Genomic DNA, 21,910 nt, shown 5'->3' with positions numbered 1-21,910 from the left:
ACGCCATGCGGCTGTGGCTGCGCGAGGAGGAGCGGCGGCCCGCGCCGCCGCCCTACGCGAGCGACGACGCGACGGCTCTGCTGGTCGGGTGCGCCGTCTGGGCCGTCGCCCTCGTGGCCGTGCTCGTGGCTGCGGCCGTCGGAGCCGTCGTCGAGCCGGTCGTCCTGTCGACCGTCGTGATCGGACTGGTCCTCGGCACGATCGGGCTGTTCTACAGCCGCAACCGCCGCTAGACCGCGTCGGTCTCCATCCGGAGCCCGGTGCCGTCGGCCTCGGGCTCGAGACGGACGCGCAGGCCGGCGAACTCGCCGAGGCGCTCGACGTGGGTGCCGCCGCACGCGATCGCGGCGTCCCCCGCGGGGAGGGTGCAGCGCCATGTCCGCCGCGTGCTGAGGAGGTCGTCGTCGCGCTCGATGCGCACCTCCGCGTCCGAGGCGATCCACTCGGCGAGAAGGGCGTTCACCCGCTCCTGCACCTCGAGGATCTCCGCCAGCAGGCGGGCGGTGTCCATCCCGCTGCGTCGGAGGGACTTGCCGAGGCGGTAGACGTCGGTGGAGCCGGACTCGCGGATCCGCGAGGTCTGGATCGCGGCCTGGTCGAAGTCCGGGTTCCCGAGAGCGTCGGTGCGCGCCGGCTTCGACCAGAACGAGGCCAGAGCGGCGTTGAGGGCGAGGGAGGCGAGGTGGCAGGCGGTGTGCCCGCGGGAGAGCTCGTGCCGGTGCTCCTGCTCGACCTCGACGCCGACCTCGTCGTCCACGTGGAGTGAGGAGGCGTCGTCGACGATGTGGACGACGACGAAGCTCCACTCCGGAGTACCGAGCCGCGCCGGGAGCCGCTCGCCGACGTGCAGCTCGCCGCCCTGCCACGCCCCGATGAGGCAGTCGATGAGGGGAAGCCGCTCCCCCGCCACGACCAGCGCACCGCGGTCGGGCCCCTGGTCGGGCCAGGTCGGGTCGACGGGGTGAGCGGAGGTCGCATCGAGGACGACCGCCCAACGGCCGTCCTGCAGCCGGCCCACGTGCTGCACGCGCCCGGAGGAGCGCACGGCGCCGTCGGGATAGGCGATGCGGGTGTCGGAGTCGATGCTCATCGGGCGGCGCCGGACCGGATCAGCGGCGACGGCGACGGCGACGGCGACGGGTGGTCGGGGCGGGAGCGGGTTCGGGCTCGACGTCGTCGGAGTCCTCGTCGTCCGAGTCGTCGTCCGGGTCGTCGTCGTCGTCGGAGTCGTCCTCGTCCGAGTCCTCGTCGTCCGAGTCTTCGTCGTCATCCGAGTCGTCGCCCGAGTCCTCGTCCTCGTCCGAGTCCTCGTCCTCGTCCTCGTCGGAGTCGTCGTCCGACTCGTCGTCGAGGTCGTCTTCCTCGGCGTCCTCGAGCTCGTCGTCGTCCGCGTCCTCGACCTCCTCGCCGAGCGCGTCCTGCGCGGTCTGGTAGTCGGCCAGACGCACGGACCACGGCACCCAGTCCGGAGCGAGGACCGCGCCCTCACCCGGCAGCAGCTCGACCTCCAGGACGTTCACGTCCTCGTTCTCGTCGATCCGGGAGAGCGTCGCCGTCCACAGCCAACCCGGGTACCCGCGCATGAGGTTCGCGAACTGCAGCGACACGACGTGCTCGCCCTGCGCCAGAGTCGTGACCAGCTCGCCGATCGTCCCCTCGGGGGCGATCTCGGCGAGCGCGGCGCGCGCGACATCGAGAGACCCGGCAAGCACGGCGTCCGCCTCGTAGACGGGCTCGGGAGCCTCGTCCGCGGCGGTCTGGTCCGCCTCCCCCGGGGAAGCGTCGTCGTCGGCTGACGTCGCGTCCGCCGCCGGTGCGCCATCGGCGTCGGAAGGTTCGTCCATGACGAGGGCGGAATCCTCAGCAGAAGTCGCATCCTCAGCAGGAGTCAAGTCGTCAGCAGGAGCCATGTCCTGAGCAGGAGCCGAGTCCTCAGATGTTCCCGCGTCGTCAGCAGGAACCGCATCGTCAGCAGTGGCCGCGTCCTCAGCAGGAGCCGGCACTGCAGCAGAAGCCGTGTCCGCGCCGGGAGCCCCCGCCTCAGCGGCGACATCGTCGGCCGGAGGAGTCTTCTCCGCAGAGGCGGAGTCCTCGCCAGGAGCCTCGGTCACCGGAGGGGCGGCGTCGCTCTCACCCTCGCCGGAGGGAGCCTCGTCGACAGGAGCCGCCTCGTCAGCGGCGATCTCCTCGTCGGCTCCGCTCGCGTCCTCGGCGGAGGAGTCAGAATCGGCGGGAGTCGCGTCAGGCTCGGCGCCGGAGTCTCCCTCTCCCGAGGACTGCTCCACGCGAGCGTCCTCCGTGGTCGGAGCGGCGACGGTCTCCTCGACCGGGCCCTGCTCGTCGGTCGTGCCGTCGGCGTCAGGCATCCAGCTCGTCCGCAACCCGGCGCAGGAGCGCCGCGATCGTGCGCCCGTGCGCCTTGTCGGGGTAGCGGCCGCGCTTGAGCCCCGCGCCGATGCCGTCGAGCAGCTTGACCGTGTCCTCCACGATCACGGACATGTCGTCCGCGGACTTCCGGTTGAGCTTCACCAGGCTCGGCGGGGCGTCGAGGACGCGCGCCGAGAGCGCCTGCGCCCCGCGCTTGCCGTCGGCGATGCCGAACTCGAGTCGGGTGCCGGCCTTGACCGCGGTCCCGGAGGGCAGCGCGGAAGCGTGCAGGAAGACCTCCTGGCCGTCATCAGTGCTGATGAAGCCGAAGCCCTTCTCCTCGTCGTAGAACTTGACCTTGCCGGTAGGCATGCAGACCCCTCCTGGAAATGAAGCAGCCATCAGTTTAGTCGACCGGGGCCGCCCTATCCTTGACGGGTGAAGCCACAGGAGCCGGCGGGCGTCGGACGCGCGGAGCGCACGCTCGCCTACATGTTCATCGCGATCATCGTCGTGACGGTCCTCGCGTTCCTCGCGATCCTGGTCGCCCCCGCGCTCGGGATCCGCGAGTACGCCGGCCCGTTCTGGCAGTTCGTCTTCGCTGTGCCGCTGGTGGGCCTGCCCATCGCGTTCCTCATGATGATCGCGATGCTCATCGTGGGTGTCCGGCGCCGCCGCGCGCAGCCCTGATCGGACGCGCTCTCCTCCTGCCGCACCGCCTCCGATCCGGCGTTCCCCGCCGCCGAGCCTGCACCGAGCGCCCGGACAACCGACTCCCAGACTTCGTACAGCCGACGGCCAGATACTGTCCTGCATGGACGGACCCCGCATTCTCATCGTCGACGACGAGCCCAACATCAGAGACCTGCTCACCACGAGCCTCCGCTTCGCCGGCTTCGCCGTGCGTGCGGTCGGCAACGGGGCCCAGGCCATCTCGGCAGTCCTCGAGGAGGAGCCGGACCTGATCATCCTCGACGTGATGCTCCCCGACATGAACGGGTTCGGCGTGACCAAGCGCCTCCGCTCGGCCGGGTACACCTCCCCCATCCTCTTCCTCACGGCGAAGGACGACACCGAGGACAAGATCACGGGCCTCACCGTCGGCGGTGACGACTACGTCACGAAGCCGTTCAGCCTCGACGAGATCGTCGCGCGCATCAAGGCGATCCTCCGCCGCACCATGCACGCCGAGGAGGACGCGGTCATCCGGGCCGGCGAGCTGACGATGGACCAGGACACGCACGAGGTCCTCGTCGGCGACGAGCCGGTGGAGCTCAGCCCCACCGAGTTCAAGCTGCTCCGCTACCTGATGCTCAACCCGAACCGGGTGCTCAGCAAGGCGCAGATCCTCGACCACGTCTGGGAGTACGACTTCAACGGCGATGCGGGCATCGTCGAGTCCTACATCTCGTACCTGCGACGTAAGCTCGACACGCATTCGGAGGAATCGCTCATCCAGACCAAGCGAGGATTCGGATACATGCTGAAGGTCGCGAAGGCCTAGCCTCCGCCACCTCGGCGCCACCTCCCGCCGGAGGCGCGGCGCCCGCCGATCCCGAGGGAGTTCCACCGCCATGCACCAGGGTCTGGCCGAGCGGTGGAACTCGATTTCGTTGCGCACCAAGATCACCGCGGTCACGGTCCTCCTGCTCACGCTGGGACTCCTCGTCTCCGGGATCGGGACGATGACGATGCTGAAGCCGCAGCTCGTCGCCCAGCTCGACGCGCAGCTGGCCGACCAGGTCCAGCGGACGGCGAGCGACCTCTCCGTCAACGACCTCGCCGCGATCGACGAGTCCAAGGCCGACTTCGGCGCCGTCTACGACCAGTACGGCACGCTCGACAACACGAACGCGTCCGGCGCGGCCGACCCCGCCTTCCCGCAGACCTTCACCCTCGAGCAGGCGCTGCAGGGCGGCGACAAGCCGATGGAGATCTGGAGCTCCAACGGCAAGGTCGAGTACCACGTCATGTCGACGGTGTTCACGAGGGGCACCGAGTACCAGACGCTCCTGCTCGCGGTGTCGACCCGCAGCGTCGACGTCATCATGACGACGTACCTCACGATCTTCCTCGGCTTCGGAGTCGCGATCGTCGTGATCGGCGCACTCCTCACCCGCCTGCTGGTCACCACCACCTTCGCCCCGCTGCGCGAGGTCGAGCAGACCGCCGCCGCCATCGCCGACGGCGACTTCAGCCAGCGCCTGGACGGCACGACACCCAACACCGAGGTCGGACGCCTCAACCGCTCCCTGAACGCGATGCTCGGGCGGATCGACTCCGCCTTCCGCGACCGCGCCCGCACGATCGACCAGATGCGCCGCTTCGTCGGCGACGCCAGCCACGAGCTGCGCACCCCGCTGGTCTCCGTCCGCGGCTACGCCGAGCTGTACCGGATGGGCGCTCTGCAGACGCCCGAGGCCGTCGGCCAGGCGATGGAGCGCATCGAGAAGGAGGCGATCCGGATGGGCGGCCTGGTCGAGGACCTCCTCGAGCTCGCCCGCCTCGACGAGACGAAGCCTCTCGCACTCGCGCCCGTCGATCTGATGCCGCTCGCCCGCGACGCCGCGATGGACGCGATGGCCTCCTGGCCCGACCGCGACTTCGGCGTCGAGACCCGCGACGACACCCCCGTGGAGACGCCCGCGCTCGAGCCCGACGAGGCCGGCGCCTCCGCCACTCAGACCATGGAGCTGACGAACCCCGGGCTCACCGGCCCGATCGCCGCGGCAGGAGCGAGGCTCGCCCGATTCCGCCGGCGTCCGCGCCGGGTCAACGCCGAGGAGATCGCCGCCGGCACCGCCACCGCCCCCGAGGAGCCGGGCGTGCCCGCGATGGTGATGGCGGAGGAGAACAAGATCCGCCAGGTCCTGACGAACCTGATCGGCAACGCCGTCCGCTACACGCCCGAGGACACTCCGATCGAGATCGGCGTCGCCGTCGACCGCTCCCGCCGCCTCGCCCTGCTGGAGGTCATCGACCACGGCGAGGGCATCCCGCCGCAGATCCGCGAGAAGATCTTCCAGCGCTTCTGGCGCGCGGACACGTCGCGGACCCGCGAGACCGGCGGCAGCGGCCTCGGACTGGCGATCGTGTCCTCGATCGTCGCCGCGCACAAGGGCCGCGTGGACGTCGTCGAGACGCCGGGCGGAGGCGCGACCTTCCGCGTCGCGCTGCCGCTGCTCACGGTCGGCCAGAACGGCGAGACCTCCCCCGCCTCGGTCTGATCCGCACCGCGGTCCGTCCTTCCTCGGGGGCCCCTTCGGTCCGAGCTCTCCCGTCGACGTCCGCGAGCGGCACAGATCGATCCGCCCGAGCGACCGTGACCTCGCCCACCCGGCCCGCACGGCCGCGCACGGCCGCGCACGGCTCACTCTCTCCTCTTGGGGACCAACGGGCGGCGAGCCCGCCCGGACCGCTGGAGATGACACCCGACGCTCGACGGATGCCGCGTCGCCGGCTCTTGCAGAGTCGCCGTCCGCATCCGTTCGGCCGACGACATCTCCGCCCCGACCCCGTACGTCGCGACCCGCACCGGCGCACCCCACGCGCTTCTGGTGCCGGTGTCCGCTGAGGAGACCGAGGCGGCGCGGAGTGCGGTGCCACCGCAGGAGGACCGCCGTTGTGGTCGCGGAGCGGATTCAGAACCACCTGCCGGTTCGGTCGCCTGCTGCTCGCTCAGATGCCTCCGGAAACGCCGAAGGCGGCTCCCCCGGAGGGGAACCGCCTTCTGCGTGGTGGGGGGACGGACTAGAAGTCCATGCCTCCGGTGGGGTCGCCGCCCGCGGCGACCGGGTTCTTCTCGGGCTTGTCGGCGACGACGGCCTCCGTGGTGAGGAAGAGACCGGCGATCGACGCCGCGTTCTGCAGAGCGGAGCGCGTGACCTTGACCGGGTCGATGATGCCCGCGGCGATGAGGTCGACGTACTCGCCGGTCGCGGCGTTGAGGCCGTGTCCGGTGGGCAGCTCGCGGACCTTCGCAGCGACGACGCCGGGCTCCATGCCCGCGTTGAGGGCGATCTGCTTGAGCGGGGCGTCGATGGCGACCTTGACGATGTTCGCGCCGGTCGCCTCGTCTCCGACGAGCTCGAGCTTCTCGAAGGCGAGCTTGCCGGCCTGGATGAGGGCGACGCCACCACCGGCGACGATGCCCTCCTCGACGGCGGCCTTCGCGTTGCGGACGGCGTCCTCGATGCGGTGCTTGCGCTCCTTGAGCTCGACCTCGGTCGCCGCTCCGGCCTTGATGACCGCGACGCCGCCGGCGAGCTTCGCGAGGCGCTCCTGGAGCTTCTCGCGGTCGTAGTCGCTGTCGGTGTTCTCGATCTCGCCGCGGATCTGCGCGACGCGGCCGGCGATGGCCTCGGCGTCGCCGGCACCCTCGACGATCGTGGTCTCGTCCTTGGTGATGACGACCTTGCGGGCCGAGCCGAGCAGGTCGAGGGTGACGTTCTCGAGCTTGAGGCCGACCTCCTCGGAGATGACCTGGCCGCCGGTGAGGATCGCGATGTCCTGGAGCTGCGCCTTGCGACGGTCGCCGAAGCCGGGGGCCTTGACGGCGACCGACTTGAAGATGCCGCGGATCTTGTTGACGACCAGGGTCGCCAGCGCCTCGCCGTCGACGTCCTCGGCGATGATCAGCAGCTGCTTGCCCGCCTGGATCACCTTGTCGACGACCGGGAGCAGGTCCTTGATGTTCGAGACCTTGGAGTTGACGATGAGGATGTAGGGGTCCTCGAACACCGCCTCCTGACGGTCGGGGTCGGTCACGAAGTACTGCGACAGGTAGCCCTTGTCGAAGCGCATGCCCTCGGTGAGCTCGAGCTCGGTGCCGAAGGTGTTCGACTCCTCGACGGTGACGACGCCCTCCTTGCCGACCTTGTCGATCGCCTCGGCGATGATCGCGCCGATCTCGGGGTCCGCGGCGGAGATGGAGGCGGTCGCCGCGATCTCCTCCTTGGTCTCGATCGCCTTCGCGCCGGCGATGAGCTCGGCGGTGACGGCCTTGACGGCCTTCTCGATGCCCTTCTTGAGGCTGATCGGGTCGGCGCCGGCCGCGACGTTGCGCAGGCCCTCGCGGACGAGCGCCTGAGCGAGGACGGTCGCGGTGGTGGTTCCGTCGCCGGCGACGTCGTCGGTCTTCTTGGCGACCTCCTTGACGAGCTCGGCGCCGATCTTCTCGTACGGCTCGTCGAGCTCGATCTCCTTGGCGATGGAGACGCCGTCGTTCGTGATGGTGGGAGCGCCCCACTTCTTCTCGAGGACGACGTTGCGGCCGCGCGGGCCGAGGGTCACCTTGACCGCGTCGGCCAGAGTGTTGAGTCCACGCTCGAGGCCGCGGCGGGCTTCTTCGTCAAAAGCAATGATCTTGGCCATGTGTGTTTCTCGTCCCTCCCGGACGTCGTGAAATGTCTGTGCTGGCACTCGACCGGAGCGAGTGCCAAGGTCGATTCTGGCACTCGCGGTGGACGAGTGCAAGCGACCGGCACGCGCTCCGACACGAAGGAGCCGCCGCCCGCACGAGGCGGACGACGGCTCCCGGGAGGCTCGGCGGTCAGGCCGGGCGGACCGCTTCGGCCTGGGGGCCCTTCGACCCCGTGCCGACCTCGAACGCGACCTGCTGCCCCTCCTCGAGGACCTTGTACCCCGACATGTCGATCGCGGAGTAGTGGACGAAGACGTCCTGTCCGCCGCCGTCGACCGTGATGAAGCCGTAGCCCTTCTCAGCGTTGAACCACTTGACGGTTCCGTTCGCCATCTCTGTACTCCCCAGTGCTGTGATGCCCGCGGCACGAGCGATGTGCTGGTGCCTGGTCAGGAATACTAATCCGGCTGTCGGCCCCGGGAGGGGCTGGAAAGGGCCTCGCGGGGAAGAGTTGCCCGGGATTCAACACGGAGGAAACGTGCCCGTAACAGAGGGCCCCGATCAGCCCTGCTCGGACGCGTAATCGGCCCCCAGGACCACGACGACGGAGCCCGTCTCGACGAAGTCCTGCGAGAGCAGGACGGTCCCCGTTCCGAGCGAGTCGACGAGACCGAGGGCCGCTCCCTCGAGCGCCGGGTCGGTGAAGTAGACGGTCGTGGCGGCGATGTCCTCGGTGTTCGCGTTCGCGACGGTCGGGACGCTCCAGCCGGCCGTCGTCAGGGCGTCGCCGGCGCTGGCGGCGAGTCCGACGGTGGCGGTGCCGTTGAGGATGGCGACGGCGAGCTCGGGATCGAGCGTCGCGGCAGCGGTCGGAGTCGCCTCCGCGGTCGCGGTGGGCGGAGTGAACACGTCTGTGAACTGCACCCGGTCGTCGATGACCAGCAGCCCGATGAAGCCGAGCAGGACGATGACTCCGGTGGCGAGCGCGGCCCAGGCGAGGGCGACGGCGCGGGCGTGAGGGGCCGGCGGCCGGCGGTGGGCGCCGACGCGCGCCTCCGTCGCCGGGACCTCGTCGAAGCGGTCTCTCGGGTGCGTGTTCGACATCGGGGGTACGGCCGGCCTTCCGTTGGTGGACTCGAGCAGCTCGTCTACTCGAGGCGCCCGAGGCGTCGCGAGGCGCGGGCGCCGGCGCGCTGGTCGCGGATGCGCTGCAGCCGCGTGACGAGCATCGGGTCGTGCGCGAGGGCGGCCGGAGAGGCGAGCACCGCGCTGAGCACCTGATAATAGCGGGCGGCCGACAGTCCGAACTGGGAGCGGATGGCGTCGTCCTTGTCCCCGGAGCGGGCCGTCCACTCGCGCTCGAAGGCGAGCACGCGCAGCTCGCACTCGGACAGACCGGTGCCCGGCCTCGGGTCCGTCGTCCTGCTCATCCCCCCAGGGTAGGCAGGCGCGATGCCACCGCAGGGGAGGCGCTCCGAACGGCTCGTGACCGCGTCGCGGCGTGCCGGCGGGGAGTCTCCTCCAGAGCCCGTGGAGGCGGAATGGAGCCGTCGTCCCGGGGGTTGGACCAGGTGGAGGGGCGCGACCGCCCCCGTACACTGACGAGGATTCCGAGGGAGACCCATGTCGTCGTATTCCGTGAACAAGTCCGACGCCGAGTGGCGCGAGGAGCTCGACCGCGACCAGTACGCGGTCCTGCGCGAAGCGGCCACCGAGCGCCCGTGGACCGGCGAGCTGCTCGACGAGCACCGCTCCGGCCTCTACACCTGTGCCGCCTGCAGCGCCGAGCTCTTCAAGAGCGGCACCAAGTTCGACTCCGGCTGCGGCTGGCCGAGCTTCTACGAGTCCGTGAACCCGGACGCGGTCCAGCTGATCGAGGACAGCACCCTCGGCATGGTCCGCACCGAGGTCCGCTGCGCGAACTGCGGATCCCACCTGGGACACGTCTTCCCCGACGGCTTCGGCACGCCCACCGGCGACCGCTACTGCATGAACTCGATCGCCCTGAACTTCCAGGCCGAGGGCGAGTGACCGTGTCCTCCTCCCCCGTGCTCGAGGCCGTCCTCGCGCGCCGATCGCGCTCGAAGGTGACGCCGGAGGCTCCGGGGCACGACGAGATCGCGGCGTTCGTCTCGGCGGCGTCGCGTCTCGCCGATCACAGCTCGCTGCGCCCGTGGCGGGTCATCGAGATCCGCGGCGCCGCCCGCGACCGGGTCGGCCGCAGCTTCGCGGTCGCCTCGGGGGCGAAGAAGGACCCGCGGAAGTACATCGAGAAGACGCACCGCGCCTCCCTGCTGCTGGCCGTCGTGGTCAGCGTCAAGAAGTCGAAGGTGCCGGCCTGGGAGCAGGAGGCCGTCGCCTCGGGCGTCGCCCACCTCCTGAGCCTGCTGCTGGACGAGGCGGGCTGGGGTGTCTTCTGGCGCACCGGCTCCTACACGCGCGACAAGGCCGTGCGGAAGGCGCATCGCCTCGAGAAGGGCGAGGAGCTGCTCGGCTGGCTCTACGTCGGCCGTCCCGACGGGAAGATCGGCGGCCCCAAGCGTCCCGCTCCCGCCGAGCGGCACCTCAGCATCCTCGAACCGTGAGACGCGGCGGGCCCCGATCCGGGCGGATCCGGGGCCCGCGATAGGGTGGCCGGGCGCGCGAGCGCACCTGCCGACGTGGCGCAATTGGTAGCGCACCCGACTTGTAATCGGGCGGTTACGGGTTCAAGTCCCGTCGTCGGCTCAGGAGAGAAGAAGGCCCCGACCGCTGTGTGCGGTCGGGGCCTTCTGCATGCGCGGGGTTCTTGCGCGTCCGGGGCTCAGCCCGCGGCGGCCGGAGTGGGCTCGGAGGAGGCCGGAGCCTCGGTGGAGACCGGGGCGTCGCTGGGAGCGGGGGTCTCGGTCGACGCGGGGGCCTCGGTCGAGGCGGGCGTGTCGCTCGGCGCCGGGGTCTCGGAGGAGGTGGGCGCGGGAGTCGCCGACGAGTAGGAGTCGGCGGCGGCCGAGAGCACGAAGGAGCTGAAGGCGTCCGGGTCGGTCAGCGAGCCCGAGTACGCCTCGCCGTTGACCAGGACGGTCGGGGTGCCCGTGACTGCGGGCACGTCCGTGCCGGGCAGCGGACCCGACGTGGCGCGCTCGGTCGCGGCGCGGACCCAGCTCACGAAGCTCTGGTCGTCGATGCAGGTGTTCACGGCCGCCGTGTCCTCGACGCCGGCCTGCGAGGCGTAGTCCTTCAACTGGTCGTCCGAGAGTCCGTCGGTCCCCTCCGCCGGCTGGTTGGCGAACAGCAGGGAGTTGAAGTCGAAGAACGAGTCGGGCGAGCGGTCCGCGACGCACGCGGCGGCGTTGGCCGAGCGCTCCGAGTACTTGGTGCCGTTGGAGCGGGTCGTGAGGATGGCGATCGGGTGGATCTCGACCGTCGCGGCACCGCTGGTCACCCACTCCTTGATCTGGTCGCCGTTGGTCTTCTCGAACTGGCCGCAGTAGGGGCAGAGGTAGTCGAGGTAGACCCGGATGTCGACCGTGCCGGCCGAGGTGTCGAGCGCGCTGGGGGTGGGCGTCCCGTCGGCGGCGACGGCGCCGCTCGTCTGCGCGACCATGTTCTCGCCGATGACGACACCGTCGCTCGCCATGTTCGCCGGGCCCGGGCCCGCGGGGCGGATGCTCGAGGTGACGGCGAAGACCACGATCACGACGACCGCGATCACGACGGCGGCGAGCCCGCCCTGCAGGGCGAAGCGGCTCACGCGGTCGCGGCGCTTCTGCTGCTCGCGCAGGCGGCGCGCCTTCTCTCGGGCGGCCTCTCGTCGCTGGTTCTTCGAGAGACGGTCATTGGCTCCGCCGGTGGTCATGACAAGAACGCTCCGAATGAGAGAGGGGGAAGAAGGGGGTCGCCGGGCGCGACTCGCCGGAATCCTACGCGCGAGCCCTGGGAAACCTCCAAACGACGGATACGCGGTGCCCGACCGACGACTGTCGGCCCCGTGGCATACTGTGACGGTTGGTCGGAGTCGCCCACGCGATGATGACCATCACTTCCATTCACTCGGATCGTCCGGCACGTACCTGCCGGTGAAGGAGCAAGAACAATGGCGTCCGTAACTTTCGACCACGCGTCCCGCGTCTACCCCGGGGCCACTCGCGCCTCCGTCGACAAGCTCAACCTCGAGGTGGGCGACGGCGAGTTCCTCGTCCTCGTCGGCCCCTCCGGCTGCGGCAAGTCCACCTCGCTGCGCATGCTCGCCGGCCTCGAAGAGGTCAACGAGGGCCGCATCCTCATCGGCGACCGCAACGTCACGGACGTTCCGCCGAAGGACCGCGACATCGCGATGGTCTTCCAGAACTACGCGCTGTACCCGCACATGTCGGTCGCCGAGAACATGGGCTTCGCGCTCAAGATCGCCGGCGTCAACAAGGACGAGCGCGCCGCGCGGGTCCTCGAGGCCGCGAAGATGCTCGACCTCGAGCCCTACCTGAATCGCAAGCCGAAGGCGCTCTCCGGTGGCCAGCGCCAGCGCGTCGCGATGGGCCGCGCCATCGTCCGCAAGCCCCAGGTCTTCCTCATGGACGAGCCGCTGTCGAACCTCGACGCCAAGCTCCGCGTGTCCACCCGCACCCAGATCGGCACGCTGCAGCGCCGCCTGGGCATCACCACGGTCTACGTCACCCACGACCAGACCGAGGCGCTCACCATGGGCGACCGCATCGCGGTCCTCAAGGACGGCCTCCTCCAGCAGGTCGGCTCGCCCCGCGACCTGTACGAGAACCCGAACAACGTCTTCGTGGCCGGCTTCATCGGCTCGCCCGCGATGAACCTGTTCCACGCGGACGTCACCGACGGCGGCGTCAAGTTCGGCGACACCGTCCTCCCGATCGCCCGCGAGGCGCTCGCGAAGACGAGCCAGAAGGTCGTCACGCTCGGCGTGCGACCCGAGGACGTCACCGTCTCGACCCAGCCCGGCGGACTGCCGATCGAGGTCGACCTCATCGAGGAGCTCGGCTCGGACGGCTACCTCTACGGCCACACCGAGGTCGAGGGCCGCCGCACCGACATCGTCGCGCGCGTCGACGGCCGCGTGCACCCGACCGCGGGCGACCGCGTGTACGTGACCGCGAACCACCGCGTGCACATCTTCGACGCGGAGTCGGGCGAGCGCCTCTCCTGAGCCTCCTCCTGCACCGCACGCTGCCGCCGTCCCCTCCAGGGCGGCGGCAGCGTCGTCTGCGGCTCCCCCACCGTCCGACACGCGACACGAACGGCGCACCATGTCCGGCTCCCTGAACATCACCTCGGCCACCGTCGACCCGGCCCTGCTCGACCTGCCGTGGAACCTGCGGCTCGACGACTGGCCCGACGAGTACATCGCCGCCCTGCCGAAGGGCATCTCGCGGCACACGGTCCGCTTCGCCCACCTCTCCGGTCACGTCGTCGCCGTCAAGGAGACGACCGCCGAGATGTCGCGGCGCGAGTACGAGATGCTGAAGACGCTGCAGCGCCTCGACGTGCCGTGCGTGGTGCCGGGCGCCGTGATCACGAACCGCACCGACGACGAGGGCGAGGCCCTGCCCGCCGTGCTGGTCACCCGTCACCTCAAGTTCTCGCTCCCCTACCGGGCGCTCTTCTCGCAGACGCTGCGGCCCGACACGGCGACCCGTCTGGTCGACGCGCTGGCGCTCCTCCTGGTCCGCCTGCACGTGATCGGCTTCTTCTGGGGCGACGTCTCGCTCTCGAACACTCTCTTCCGGCGCGATGCCGGCGCCTTCGCCGCCTACCTGGTCGATGCGGAGACCGGGCAGCTCTACTCGGGCGGCCTCTCGAACGGCCAGCGCGAGAACGATCTGGAGATCGCCCGCGTCAACATCGCCGGCGAGCTGCTCGACCTCGAGGCCGGCGGTCGCGTCGACGACGACCTCGACCCGATCACGGTCTCCGACGGCATCGTCGCGGCGTACCGCAGCCTCTGGAAGGAGCTGACCGGTGCCGAGTCGTTCGCGACGTCGGAGCGCTGGCGGATCAACGACCGCGTGAACCGGCTGAACGAGCTGGGCTTCGACATCGAGGAGCTCGCGATCAAGACCGACGAGGCCGGGTCGACGGTGCGCATCCAGCCGAAGGTGGTCGACGCCGGCCACCACCAGCGGCGGCTGCTCCGTCTCACCGGGCTGGACGCGCAGGAGAACCAGGCGCGACGCCTGCTCAACGACCTCGACTCGTACACGGCGACCTACGACAAGCAGGGCCTGGACGAGGAGATGGTGGCGCACGAGTGGCTGGCGCAGGTGTTCGAGCCGGTCATCCGCTCGATCCCCCGTGATCTCAAGGGCCGCCTGGAGCCGGCCGAGATGTTCCACCAGCTGCTCGAGCACCGCTGGTTCATGTCGCAGCAGCAGGCGCGCGACGTCCCCCTGGCGGAGGCGGTCACCGCCTACGTGAACGACATCCTGCGTCATCGCCGCGACGAGGCGACGGTCATCGCTCCTCCCACCGAGGCGCTGACCCTCCCGAACCTCGTCCTCGACGAGTCCGGCGACGCCGAGCTCACCGACGAGGACGCCGACGTCGACTGGACGAAGAACGTCTGACCCCTCCCACCGCCGCAAGAGGGCCCGCGCTGTCAGCACGGGCCCTCTCCGCATCCCCCCGGCTCGCTCGCCGCAGGCGGCGCACTCGGTCCGCTCGCCGCAGGCGGCGCACTCGGTCCGCTCGCCGCAGGCGGCGCCCCTGTCCGCTCGCCGAAGGCGGCGCCCCTGACATCCAGACCTGGAGCGCGGGTGCCGGCGCGGTGAGCTGCAAGGCGGAGGAGGAAGCGATACCGGCGGTATCGCGCCCGACGACAACGCCGCAGATCGCCGTGCCGGCGCTCGCGCTGTGAGCTGGAAGGCGGAGGAGGAAGCGATACCGGCGGTATCGCGCCCGACGACAACGCCGCAGATCGCCGTGCCGGTGCCCGCGCTACTCGGAGGCGGAGCGGAGTTTGGAGATCTCGTAGAGCGCGACCGACGCCGCGATCCCGGCGTTGAGGGATTCGGTGGCGGAGCTGATCGGGATGGAGACGACGGCGTCGCACTGCTCGGTGACGAGGCGGGAGAGGCCCTTGCCCTCGCTGCCGACGACGACGAGGAGCGGCCGGTCGGCGAGTTCGAGGCCGGGCAGCATTACGTCGCCGTCGCCGTCGAGTCCGATGACGAAGACGCCGGCGCGCTTGAAGTCCTTGATCATGGCGGTGAGGTTGGACGCCATCGCGACGGGGATGCGCGCGGCGGCTCCGGCGGAGGTCTTCCAGGCGGCGGAGTTGAGGCCCACGGAGCGGCGCTGCGGGACGATGACGCCCTGGCCGCCGAACGCGGCGACGGAGCGGATGATCGCTCCGAGGTTGCGCGGGTCGGTGATGCCGTCGAGGGCGACGAGGAGGGGGACCGCTCCGCGGGAGACGCTGCGCTCGAGCAGGTCGCTCGGGTGGGCGTACTCGTAGGGCGGCACCTTCAGCACGAGGCCCTGGTGCACGGAGTCGGGGCCGGCGAGGCGGTCGAGCTCCGGGCGCATGACCTCGAGCACGGGGAGGCCGCGGGCGGTGGCGATCTTGAGCGCCTCCTTGACCCGGTCGTCCATCTCGATGCGGGTCGCGAGGTACAGGGTGGTGGCCGGGATGCTGGCGCGCAGCGCCTCGAGGACCGAGTTCCGGCCCGTCACCATCTCGAAGTCGTCGCCGCTCTTGGGCTTGCGCGACGGGGCGGGGCGCCCCTGTCCGCGGGCGGCCGCGGAGAGGGTTCCGCCGGGGCGGCCCTTGCCGCCTGCGGCGACGAAGCGCTCGCGCGCGAGCTTCGCCTTGCCTGCGGGGTGGTAGGGCCGGTCCTCGGCCTTGGGCGTGGGCTTCTTGCCCTCGAGGGCCTGACGGCCCTGACCGCCGGAACCGACGGCCTTGCCCTTGCTCTTCTTTCGGACCGCTCCGGGGCGGCCGGGCTTATTCGCCATCGAGACTCCAATGCGCACCCGTCTGGGTGTCTTCGATCGTGATTCCCGCCGCGGCGAGATCGGTTCGGATGCGGTCGGCGCTCGCCCAGTCGCGCTGCTCGCGCGCGGTCTGGCGTTCGGCGACCAGGCGGTCGACCAGCACGCTGAGCGCGCGGTACGAGGGTTCGTCGTCGGAGCGCGCCCACTCGGGCGCCTCCGGGTCGATGCCGAGCACGGCCGCCATCGCGAGCACCTGGGTGCGCAGGGCCGAGACGGAGCCGAGGTCCTCGGCGTCGAGGGCGGCGTTGCCGGCGCGCACGGTCTCGTGCAGGACGCCGATGGCCTGCGGGACGGACAGGTCGTCGTCCATCGCCTCGGCGAACTCCTCCGGAACCACCGGCTCGCCGAGCGCGGCGAACCGCGTGCCGTCGAGGCGGCGGCGGGAGCGCTCGAGGAAGCCCTCGATCCGCTCCAGCGCCGCTTCGGCCTCCTCGAGGGCCCCGTCGTGGAACTCGAGGGTGGAGCGGTAGTGGGCCGAGCCGAGGTAGTAGCGGACGACGAGCGGGCGGGCCGCTTCGAGCATCTCGGAGGCGAACACCGAGTTGCCGAGCGACTTGCTCATCTTCTGGCCGGTGACGGACACGAGGCCGTTGTGCAGCCAGTAGCTGGCGAAGGCGTGGCCGGCGGCGCTGGACTGGGCGAGCTCGTTCTCGTGGTGGGGGAAGCGCAGGTCGAGCCCGCCGCCGTGGATGTCGAACTGGGTGCCGAGGTACTTCGTCGACATCGCGGAGCACTCGATGTGCCAGCCGGGGCGGCCGGCGCCCCACGGCGAGGCCCAGGCGGCCGACTCGGGCTCCTCCGGCTTGGCGCCCTTCCAGAGAGCGAAGTCGTGCGGGTCGCGCTTGCCGCGCGGGTCGGCGTCGGTCGCCGCCTCCATGCTCTCGAGGCGCTGGTGGGTGAGTGAGCCGTAGTCCGGCCAGGACCGCGTGTCGAAGTAGACGTCGCCGGAGTCGTCGGGCGCCGGGTAGGCGTGACCGCGCTCGATCAGGGTCTGGATGAGGGTGATCATCTCGGCGATGCTCGCGGTCGCGCGCGGCTCGTAGGTCGGCGGGAGGATGCCGAGGGCCGTGTACGCGGCGGTGAACTCGAGCTCGACGCGGTAGGCGAGCGCCCACCACTGCTCGACCGGCGCGCCCTCGGGCGCCCGACGCCGCGCGTCCTCGGCGATGGCGAGGATCTTGTCGTCGATGTCGGTGACGTTGCGCACCAGGGTGACCTGGAAGCCGCGGTACGCCAGCCAGCGGCGCAGCTGGTCGTAGGCGAGGGCGGAGCGCAGGTGCCCGATGTGGGGCGAGGACTGCACGGTGGGTCCGCAGACGTACATCCCGACCTCGTTCTCGCGGAGGGGGACGAAATCGACGAGGGCCTGGGCCTTCGAGTCATGCAGTCGCAGAGTCACGCGGGCGAGTTTACCGGGCGGACCGCTCCCGGCCGGGTCGGCGGCTCCGCCCGGGGACTACCGGGCGACAGCGGGGGTGGGGAGGACGAGTGCCGTCGCGGTCGCGGCGACCCCTTCGCCCCGGCCGGTGAAGCCCAGCGCGTCCGAGGTGGTGGCGGCGACGCTGACCGGTGCGCCGAGCAGCTCCGAGAGCAGCCTCTGCGCCTCTTCGCGCCGCGGCGAGAACTTCGGGCGGTTGCCGATGAGCTGCACCGAGACGTTGCCGATGGCGAAGCCGGCGGCCTCCACCAGCTCGCGGGTCGCGCGGAGGAAGACCTCGCCGTGGGCGTCCGCGAAGCGCGGGTCGGCCGTGCCGAAGCGGGAGCCGATGTCGCCGAGACCCGCCGCCCCCAGGAGCGCGTCGCAGATCGCGTGGGCGACCGGGTCGCCGTCGCTGTGCCCGGACAGGCCCCGCTCCCCCGGCCAGTGCAGCCCGGCGAGCCAGAGCGGCGACGCGTCGTCGAACGCGTGCACGTCCGTGCCGATGCCGACGCGCGGCACGACGACGGCGGGCGGCGGTGCGAGCACCTGCTCGGCGCGGGCCAGGTCCCAGGGGGTGGTGATCTTGAAGGCGAGCGGGTCGCCGGCGACGACGATCGAGGGACTGCCGCGCGAGGCGAGGAGCGCCGCGTCGTCGGTGAAGTCCTCCTCCGCCGAGGCGTAGGCCTCGTCGAGGAGCGCGCGCGGGAAGCCCTGCGGCGTCTGCACCGCGGCGAGCTCGGAGCGGTCCACCGTGCCGAGGATCCCGCCGTCGGCGCGGATGCGCTTGATCGTGTCGGTGACCGGCAGACCCGGGATCACTCCGCCGCCCGTCTCCCGGACCGCCGCGATCACCCGCTCGAACTGGTCGACGGGCGTGAGGGCGCGGGCGGCGTCGTGCACGAGCACCGTCTCGACGGCCGGACCGAGCGCCCGGAGCCCTCGAGCGACCGACTCCTGGCGGCTGGCGCCTCCGGCGACGACGCTGACGGAGCCGTCCGGGGCTCCGGCGGCGTGCGTCAGAGCGGCCGTCTCCTCGAGGAGGGCGGCGGGAGCCACGACGACGATCTGGACCGGCTCCGCGAGCAGCAGCACCGTGCGCAGGCTGCGCTCGAGGATCGTCCTCCCCGCGCAGTCGACGTAGGCCTTGGGGCGCTCGCGGCCGAGCCTCGTGCCGCTGCCGGCGGCGACGACGACGACGGCCGCGGTCGGCGCGCCGGCCGGACCGTTCAGGATGCGAGGACCTCGTCGAGGAGCACGGAGGCGGCGTCCTCGTCGGTCTTCTCGGCCAGGGCGAGCTCGGAGACGAGGATCTGGCGGGCCTTGGCGAGCATGCTCTTCTCCCCCGCCGAGAGGCCGCGGTCGCGGTCGCGGCGGGTGAGGTCGCGGACGACCTCGGAGACCTTGACGACGTCTCCGGACCCGAGCTTCTCGAGGTTGGCCTTGTAGCGGCGCGACCAGTTGGTCGGCTCCTCGACGACCTCGGCGCGCAGGACCTCGAACACGCGCTCGACGCCATCGCGGCCGATGACGTCGCGGACGCCGACCAGGTCGACGTTGTCGGCGGGCACCTCGATGACGAGGTCGCCCTGCGCGACGCGGAGCTTCAGGTACGTCTTCTCCTGGCCCTTGATCGTCCGGGTCTTCACCTCGGCGATCGTGGCGGCTCCGTGATGGGGGTAGACGACCGTCTCTCCGACCTCGAACTGCATGCGACGTCCTTTCAGCGGCGAACAGAGTACCATGCGCGCCGAGCGGGACGGGAGTCCGGGCGGGCGGAGCCGCGGTGCTCGCTACGCTAGCCTGGTGTCGGCTCGTGCACAGTGAAGTCGCCCTGTCCGGGGCGAGCGGGGCCGACGATCTGGAGGTTCCTGTGAAGGCGCGTATCGCTGCATCCGTCGTTCTCGCGGTCGGCGTCGCCCTCGCTACCGCCGGCTGCAACCTCGTCGCCCCGCAGGCGACGCGCAAGATCTACGACCCGAGCGACGGAGTCGGCGCGACGATCGGCGATCTCGCCATCCGCAACGCGATGATCGTCTCGGACGACGGCGAGGCCGGCACCCTGATCGTGACGCTCGTGAACTCCACCGATGAGGCGCTGAGCGTCGAGGTGCAGTACGAGGGCTCCGCGGGCCGCACCAGCGACACCGTCGACGCCGTTCCCGGCCGTACCGAGGTCCGCCCCGACAGCACCGAGGCCGTCCAGATGGACGACATCGACACGATCCCCGGCGGCCTGCTCCCCGTGTACTTCCAGTACGGCTCCGAGCAGGGCAAGGAGCTCCTCGTCCCCGTCCTGACGAACGCGCTCGAGGCCTACTCGACGCTGACCCCCGCGCCCTCCGCGACGCCGACCGTCACCCCGACGGCCGACCCCGCCCGGACCGCGCTCCCCACTCCGACCGCCGAGCCCGGCGTCGACGCTCCCGCCGCGGAGTAGCCCCCTCCGCCCTCGAGGGCCGTCCACCCCGGTGGGCGGCCCTTCGTCGTCCCCGCAGTTCTCGACACACCCGCTCCGCCGGCTACTCGACCACCAGGCGGGCGACGTCCGGCTGCGCGGGTCTTGATACGCCGACCACTCGAGCACCACGCCCTGAGCGACACCCCTGCCCGGCTCGTCGCGCAGCGACGGCCCACCCCACCTGGCTCGTCGCGCAGCGACGGCCTCGTCCCCCACCCCTCCAGTACAGGGTTGATCGCGGGTCCTGGCGGGGTGAGCTGCAAGGCGGAGGAGGACGCGATACCAGCGGTATCGCAACCGACGACAACGCCGCAGATCGCCCCGCCAGGGCCCGCGATCAAGCGTCGAAGCGGTAGCCGAGGCCGCGGACAGTAACCAGGAGCACCGGCTCCTTCGGCGTCTTCTCGATCTTCGAGCGGATTCGCTTGACGTGGACGTCGAGGGTCTTCGTGTCGCCGAAGTAGTCGCTCCCCCAGACGCGGTCGATGAGCTGGCCGCGGGTGAGGACGCGGCCCGCGTTGCGGAGGAGCATCTCGAGGAGCTCGAACTCCTTGAGGGGCATCGGGGTCTCGACGCCGTCGACTTCGACCGTGTGGCGTTCGATGTCCATGCGGACGGGGCCGGCGACGACGATCCGCTCCTCGCCGGGCTCCTCGGTGCGGCGTCGGAGGACGGCGCGGATGCGGGCGAGCAGTTCGCGGGTGGAGTAGGGCTTGGTGACGTAGTCGTCGGCGCCGAGCTCCAGGCCGACGACGATGTCCACTTCGGAGTCCTTGGCGGTGACCATGATGATCGGGACGGAGGAGCGGGTGCGGATCTCGCGGCAGACCTCGGTGCCGGGCATGCCGGGCAGCATGAGGTCGAGGAGGATCAGGTCGTAGTCGCCCTCGTCGAAGGCGGCGACGGCGCGGTTGCCGTCCTCGGCGACGGTGACGTCGTAGCCCTCGCGTTCGAGCAGGTAGCTGAGGGGCTCGCTGAGGGCGCTCTCGTCCTCGACGAGCAGGATGCTGGTCACGCGTGTTCTCCTATCGGGGCGGTCGCCGCGAAGGGCGTCCGGGCGGGGTCGGCTTCGGGGAGCCGGATGGTGAAGGTGGAGCCGCGGCCGGGCTTGGACCAGACGCGGACGTCGCCGCCGTGGTTCTGCACGGCGTGCTTGACGATGCTGAGGCCGAGGCCGGTGCCGCCGGTGTGGCGGGAGCGGGCCTGGTCGACGCGGTAGAAGCGCTCGAACACCCGGTCGAGGTCCTCCTCCGGGATGCCGATGCCCTGGTCGGTGACGGCGATCTCGACGACGCCGCCGGTGGAGCGGACGCCGATGCCCACGCGGGAGCCGGCGGGCGAGTACTGGATGGCGTTGGCGAGGAGGTTGTGCAGCGCCGAGACGAGCATCTTCTCCTGCCCCACGACGTAGGCCTTCTTCATCCCGCCCTTGACCAGGGTGACGTCGTGCGACTCCGCCATGACGTGGGTGGTCTCGAGCGCCGCCGTGACGACGTCGTCGACGCGGATGATCTCGGCGGAGCCGGCGACGTCGGCGGCCTGGAGGCGGGAGAGCTCGATGATCTCGCGGGTGATCTTCGCGAGGCGGTGCGACTCCTGGGTCAGCCGGTGCGCGAAGCGGCGCACCTGCTGGGGGTCGTCGGCGGCGGAGTCGAGGGCCTCGGCGAGCAGGCCGACGGCGCCGATCGGGGTCTTCAGCTCGTGGGAGATGTTGGCGACGAAGTCCCGGCGGACGGCCTCGAGCCGGCGCGCCTCGGTGTGGTCCTCGGCGATGACGAGGACGTAGCGGGAGCCCAGGCGGGTCGCGTGGACGACGAGCGTCACGGCGGCGTCGGAGAGCGGGCTGGTCGCGAGCTCGAGGTCTTGGACGATGTCGTCGCCGAAGCGGCGGACGCGGTCGACGATGGCGGCGAGGTCGGGGTGGAGCAGCGTGTCCTGCGAGACCAGGCCGAGCGCGACGGCGCGGGTGGACGCCTTCAGCACGTTGTGCGACGGGTCGGTCACGAAGGCGGGCGAGCCGACGGCGTCGATGATCGCCTCGATCCCCTCGGGGAGCCCGACCGAGATCACGTCCTGCGCGATGCGGCCCTGGCGGGCGGCGAGCGTGAGCACGGTCGTCAGTAGGATCCCGATCGCGACACCGAGAACGAGCGACAGAACCACGATCAAGCCCGAATCCACGGACCCAGGCTAACCATCCACCGGGCGTCCCCCTACCGGACGCCCGTCGATCCTCCGGGGGTCGAGTACTGTTCAAACGCCCGGCACCGTCCGTTAACCTGCCGTGGTCATCATGACTGCGCCTGCG

General features: G+C 71.0%; 23 protein-coding genes and 1 tRNA gene. 10 read left to right on the top strand and 14 right to left on the bottom strand.

Translation table 11 applies throughout. From position 1 onward, the window contains the following. Nucleotides 1-5 precede the first annotated feature (5 nt). The gene (locus C5C30_RS02110) at nt 6-233 is read left to right on the top strand and encodes a DUF2530 domain-containing protein (RefSeq protein ID WP_146081464.1); all 228 of its coding nucleotides are present in this window, start codon (nt 6-8) and stop codon (nt 231-233) included. Here C5C30_RS02110 and C5C30_RS02105 read toward each other — a convergent pair. Genes C5C30_RS02105 through C5C30_RS02095 form a run of 3 tightly spaced genes read right to left on the bottom strand, consistent with a single transcriptional unit; the run spans nt 230 to nt 2,739 of the window. Continuing rightward, nucleotides 230-1,090, bottom strand: a complete 861-nt coding sequence (locus C5C30_RS02105) for a metal-dependent hydrolase (RefSeq protein WP_104333074.1) — start codon at nt 1,088-1,090, stop codon at nt 230-232. The two genes, C5C30_RS02110 and C5C30_RS02105, sit on opposite strands and share 4 nt — an antisense overlap. Before the next feature lie 19 nt (nt 1,091-1,109). Continuing rightward, a complete protein-coding gene (locus C5C30_RS17865; RefSeq protein ID WP_219827773.1) occupies nt 1,110-2,366 on the bottom strand; it encodes a DUF3027 domain-containing protein in 1,257 nt (418 codons plus the stop codon). Next, nucleotides 2,359-2,739, bottom strand: a complete 381-nt coding sequence (locus C5C30_RS02095) for a cold-shock protein (RefSeq protein WP_104224602.1) — start codon at nt 2,737-2,739, stop codon at nt 2,359-2,361. The genes C5C30_RS17865 and C5C30_RS02095 overlap by 8 nt, the downstream gene beginning before the upstream one ends. Nucleotides 2,740-2,805: 66 nt before the next feature. Between C5C30_RS02095 and C5C30_RS02090 the strand changes: the two genes are divergently transcribed. From C5C30_RS02090 to C5C30_RS02080, 3 genes are all read left to right on the top strand, one after another. After that, on the top strand, nt 2,806-3,057 hold the full coding sequence (locus C5C30_RS02090) for a hypothetical protein (RefSeq protein WP_258061220.1): 252 nt from the start codon (nt 2,806-2,808) through the stop codon (nt 3,055-3,057). Between the two features lie 124 nt (nt 3,058-3,181). After that, nucleotides 3,182-3,871, top strand: a complete 690-nt coding sequence (locus tag C5C30_RS02085; protein ID WP_055787731.1) for a response regulator transcription factor — start codon at nt 3,182-3,184, stop codon at nt 3,869-3,871. A 70-nt stretch (nt 3,872-3,941) separates the two neighbouring features. Then, nucleotides 3,942-5,594 carry a HAMP domain-containing sensor histidine kinase gene (locus C5C30_RS02080; protein WP_104224601.1) on the top strand — a complete coding sequence of 551 codons (1,653 nt, stop codon included), beginning with the start codon at nt 3,942-3,944 and terminating at the stop codon, nt 5,592-5,594. Nucleotides 5,595-6,117: 523 nt separating this feature from the next. Here the strand turns inward: C5C30_RS02080 and groL are convergent. The 4 genes from groL to C5C30_RS02060 form a co-directional block, all read right to left on the bottom strand. Further along, nucleotides 6,118-7,740 carry a chaperonin GroEL gene (gene groL / locus C5C30_RS02075; protein WP_104224600.1) on the bottom strand — a complete coding sequence of 541 codons (1,623 nt, stop codon included), beginning with the start codon at nt 7,738-7,740 and terminating at the stop codon, nt 6,118-6,120. A 178-nt stretch (nt 7,741-7,918) separates the two neighbouring features. Next, nucleotides 7,919-8,122, bottom strand: a complete 204-nt coding sequence (locus C5C30_RS02070) for a cold-shock protein (protein WP_104309427.1) — start codon at nt 8,120-8,122, stop codon at nt 7,919-7,921. 168 nt (nt 8,123-8,290) lie between these two features. Next, nucleotides 8,291-8,833, bottom strand: a complete 543-nt coding sequence (locus C5C30_RS02065; RefSeq protein ID WP_104266885.1) for a LytR C-terminal domain-containing protein — start codon at nt 8,831-8,833, stop codon at nt 8,291-8,293. A gap of 44 nt (nt 8,834-8,877) precedes the next feature. Further along, nucleotides 8,878-9,159: a DUF3263 domain-containing protein gene (locus C5C30_RS02060; RefSeq protein ID WP_104333073.1), complete on the bottom strand. Its 282-nt coding sequence runs from the start codon at nt 9,157-9,159 to the stop codon at nt 8,878-8,880. A gap of 193 nt (nt 9,160-9,352) precedes the next feature. On the opposite strand from C5C30_RS02060, the gene msrB reads away from it, so the two are divergent. The 3 genes from msrB to C5C30_RS02045 all read left to right on the top strand — a co-directional run bounded on the left by msrB (nt 9,353) and on the right by C5C30_RS02045 (nt 10,456). Next, complete coding sequence (gene msrB, locus C5C30_RS02055) at nt 9,353-9,760, top strand: peptide-methionine (R)-S-oxide reductase MsrB (RefSeq protein WP_104224596.1); 408 nt, start codon at nt 9,353-9,355, stop codon at nt 9,758-9,760. Further along, nucleotides 9,757-10,314, top strand: a complete 558-nt coding sequence (locus C5C30_RS02050; RefSeq protein ID WP_104226480.1) for a nitroreductase family protein — start codon at nt 9,757-9,759, stop codon at nt 10,312-10,314. The genes msrB and C5C30_RS02050 overlap by 4 nt, the downstream gene beginning before the upstream one ends. A gap of 69 nt (nt 10,315-10,383) precedes the next feature. Next, a tRNA-Thr gene (locus C5C30_RS02045) sits at nt 10,384-10,456 on the top strand. A gap of 76 nt (nt 10,457-10,532) precedes the next feature. On the opposite strand, the gene C5C30_RS02040 is transcribed toward C5C30_RS02045, so the two are convergent. Further along, on the bottom strand, nt 10,533-11,564 hold the full coding sequence (locus tag C5C30_RS02040) for a thioredoxin domain-containing protein (RefSeq protein WP_104283280.1): 1,032 nt from the start codon (nt 11,562-11,564) through the stop codon (nt 10,533-10,535). Nucleotides 11,565-11,801: 237 nt separating this feature from the next. On the opposite strand from C5C30_RS02040, the gene C5C30_RS02035 reads away from it, so the two are divergent. Beyond that, nucleotides 11,802-12,878: an ABC transporter ATP-binding protein gene (locus C5C30_RS02035; protein WP_104224593.1), complete on the top strand. Its 1,077-nt coding sequence runs from the start codon at nt 11,802-11,804 to the stop codon at nt 12,876-12,878. 100 nt (nt 12,879-12,978) lie between these two features. After that, entirely contained in the window at nt 12,979-14,295 is a 1,317-nt protein-coding gene (locus C5C30_RS02030; RefSeq protein WP_104226481.1) for a DUF4032 domain-containing protein, read from the top strand. 370 nt (nt 14,296-14,665) lie between these two features. On the opposite strand, the gene rlmB is transcribed toward C5C30_RS02030, so the two are convergent. From rlmB to C5C30_RS02010, 4 genes are read right to left on the bottom strand one after another with little or no spacing between them, the layout of a single operon-like run. After that, entirely contained in the window at nt 14,666-15,685 is a 1,020-nt protein-coding gene (gene rlmB / locus C5C30_RS02025; RefSeq protein WP_104333072.1) for a 23S rRNA (guanosine(2251)-2'-O)-methyltransferase RlmB, read from the bottom strand. Further along, the gene (cysS, locus tag C5C30_RS02020; protein WP_104333071.1) at nt 15,675-17,123 is read right to left on the bottom strand and encodes a cysteine--tRNA ligase; all 1,449 of its coding nucleotides are present in this window, start codon (nt 17,121-17,123) and stop codon (nt 15,675-15,677) included. The genes rlmB and cysS overlap by 11 nt, the downstream gene beginning before the upstream one ends. Nucleotides 17,124-17,180: 57 nt before the next feature. Then, complete coding sequence (ispD, locus tag C5C30_RS02015) at nt 17,181-18,377, bottom strand: 2-C-methyl-D-erythritol 4-phosphate cytidylyltransferase (protein WP_181131429.1); 1,197 nt, start codon at nt 18,375-18,377, stop codon at nt 17,181-17,183. Beyond that, nucleotides 18,371-18,853 carry a CarD family transcriptional regulator gene (locus tag C5C30_RS02010; RefSeq protein ID WP_104226484.1) on the bottom strand — a complete coding sequence of 161 codons (483 nt, stop codon included), beginning with the start codon at nt 18,851-18,853 and terminating at the stop codon, nt 18,371-18,373. Before C5C30_RS02010 ends, ispD begins: the two co-directional genes overlap by 7 nt. 161 nt (nt 18,854-19,014) lie before the next feature. On the opposite strand from C5C30_RS02010, the gene C5C30_RS02005 reads away from it, so the two are divergent. Next, entirely contained in the window at nt 19,015-19,581 is a 567-nt protein-coding gene (locus tag C5C30_RS02005) for a hypothetical protein (RefSeq protein ID WP_104273393.1), read from the top strand. Nucleotides 19,582-19,939: 358 nt separating this feature from the next. Here C5C30_RS02005 and C5C30_RS02000 read toward each other — a convergent pair whose 3' ends face one another. Together C5C30_RS02000 and C5C30_RS01995 are read right to left on the bottom strand one after the other, a co-directional pair. After that, nucleotides 19,940-20,617, bottom strand: a complete 678-nt coding sequence (locus tag C5C30_RS02000; RefSeq protein WP_104227263.1) for a response regulator transcription factor — start codon at nt 20,615-20,617, stop codon at nt 19,940-19,942. Next, on the bottom strand, nt 20,614-21,783 hold the full coding sequence (locus C5C30_RS01995) for a cell wall metabolism sensor histidine kinase WalK (protein WP_104224692.1): 1,170 nt from the start codon (nt 21,781-21,783) through the stop codon (nt 20,614-20,616). Before C5C30_RS01995 ends, C5C30_RS02000 begins: the two co-directional genes overlap by 4 nt. Nucleotides 21,784-21,910: the final 127 nt, after the last annotated feature.

The organism is Rathayibacter sp. AY2B5, from assembly GCF_002931645.1.
Lineage (GTDB): Bacteria > Actinomycetota > Actinomycetes > Actinomycetales > Microbacteriaceae > Rathayibacter.
Note: the sequence above shows the minus strand (reverse complement) of the source record. Positions and strands in the feature narration are given on the sequence as shown.

Bases quoted from the DNA above. Each gene is read 5' to 3' on its own strand.
- C5C30_RS02035 (WP_104224593.1), top strand. From the start codon at position 11,802: ATGGCGTCCGTAACTTTCGACCACGCGTCCCGCGTCTACCCCGGGGCC.
- C5C30_RS02110 (WP_146081464.1), top strand. From the start codon at position 6: ATGCGGCTGTGGCTGCGCGAGGAGGAGCGGCGGCCCGCGCCGCCGCCC.
- C5C30_RS17865 (WP_219827773.1), bottom strand. From the start codon at position 2,366: ATGCCTGACGCCGACGGCACGACCGACGAGCAGGGCCCGGTCGAGGAG.
- C5C30_RS02010 (WP_104226484.1), bottom strand. From the start codon at position 18,853: ATGCAGTTCGAGGTCGGAGAGACGGTCGTCTACCCCCATCACGGAGCC.
- C5C30_RS02080 (WP_104224601.1), top strand. From the start codon at position 3,942: ATGCACCAGGGTCTGGCCGAGCGGTGGAACTCGATTTCGTTGCGCACC.
- C5C30_RS02060 (WP_104333073.1), bottom strand. From the start codon at position 9,159: ATGAGCAGGACGACGGACCCGAGGCCGGGCACCGGTCTGTCCGAGTGC.
- C5C30_RS02030 (WP_104226481.1), top strand. From the start codon at position 12,979: ATGTCCGGCTCCCTGAACATCACCTCGGCCACCGTCGACCCGGCCCTG.
- C5C30_RS02065 (WP_104266885.1), bottom strand. From the start codon at position 8,833: ATGTCGAACACGCACCCGAGAGACCGCTTCGACGAGGTCCCGGCGACG.
- C5C30_RS02105 (WP_104333074.1), bottom strand. From the start codon at position 1,090: ATGAGCATCGACTCCGACACCCGCATCGCCTATCCCGACGGCGCCGTG.
- C5C30_RS02085 (WP_055787731.1), top strand. From the start codon at position 3,182: ATGGACGGACCCCGCATTCTCATCGTCGACGACGAGCCCAACATCAGA.
- groL (WP_104224600.1), bottom strand. From the start codon at position 7,740: ATGGCCAAGATCATTGCTTTTGACGAAGAAGCCCGCCGCGGCCTCGAG.
- C5C30_RS02040 (WP_104283280.1), bottom strand. From the start codon at position 11,564: ATGACCACCGGCGGAGCCAATGACCGTCTCTCGAAGAACCAGCGACGA.
- rlmB (WP_104333072.1), bottom strand. From the start codon at position 15,685: ATGGCGAATAAGCCCGGCCGCCCCGGAGCGGTCCGAAAGAAGAGCAAG.
- C5C30_RS02070 (WP_104309427.1), bottom strand. From the start codon at position 8,122: ATGGCGAACGGAACCGTCAAGTGGTTCAACGCTGAGAAGGGCTACGGC.
- msrB (WP_104224596.1), top strand. From the start codon at position 9,353: ATGTCGTCGTATTCCGTGAACAAGTCCGACGCCGAGTGGCGCGAGGAG.
- C5C30_RS02095 (WP_104224602.1), bottom strand. From the start codon at position 2,739: ATGCCTACCGGCAAGGTCAAGTTCTACGACGAGGAGAAGGGCTTCGGC.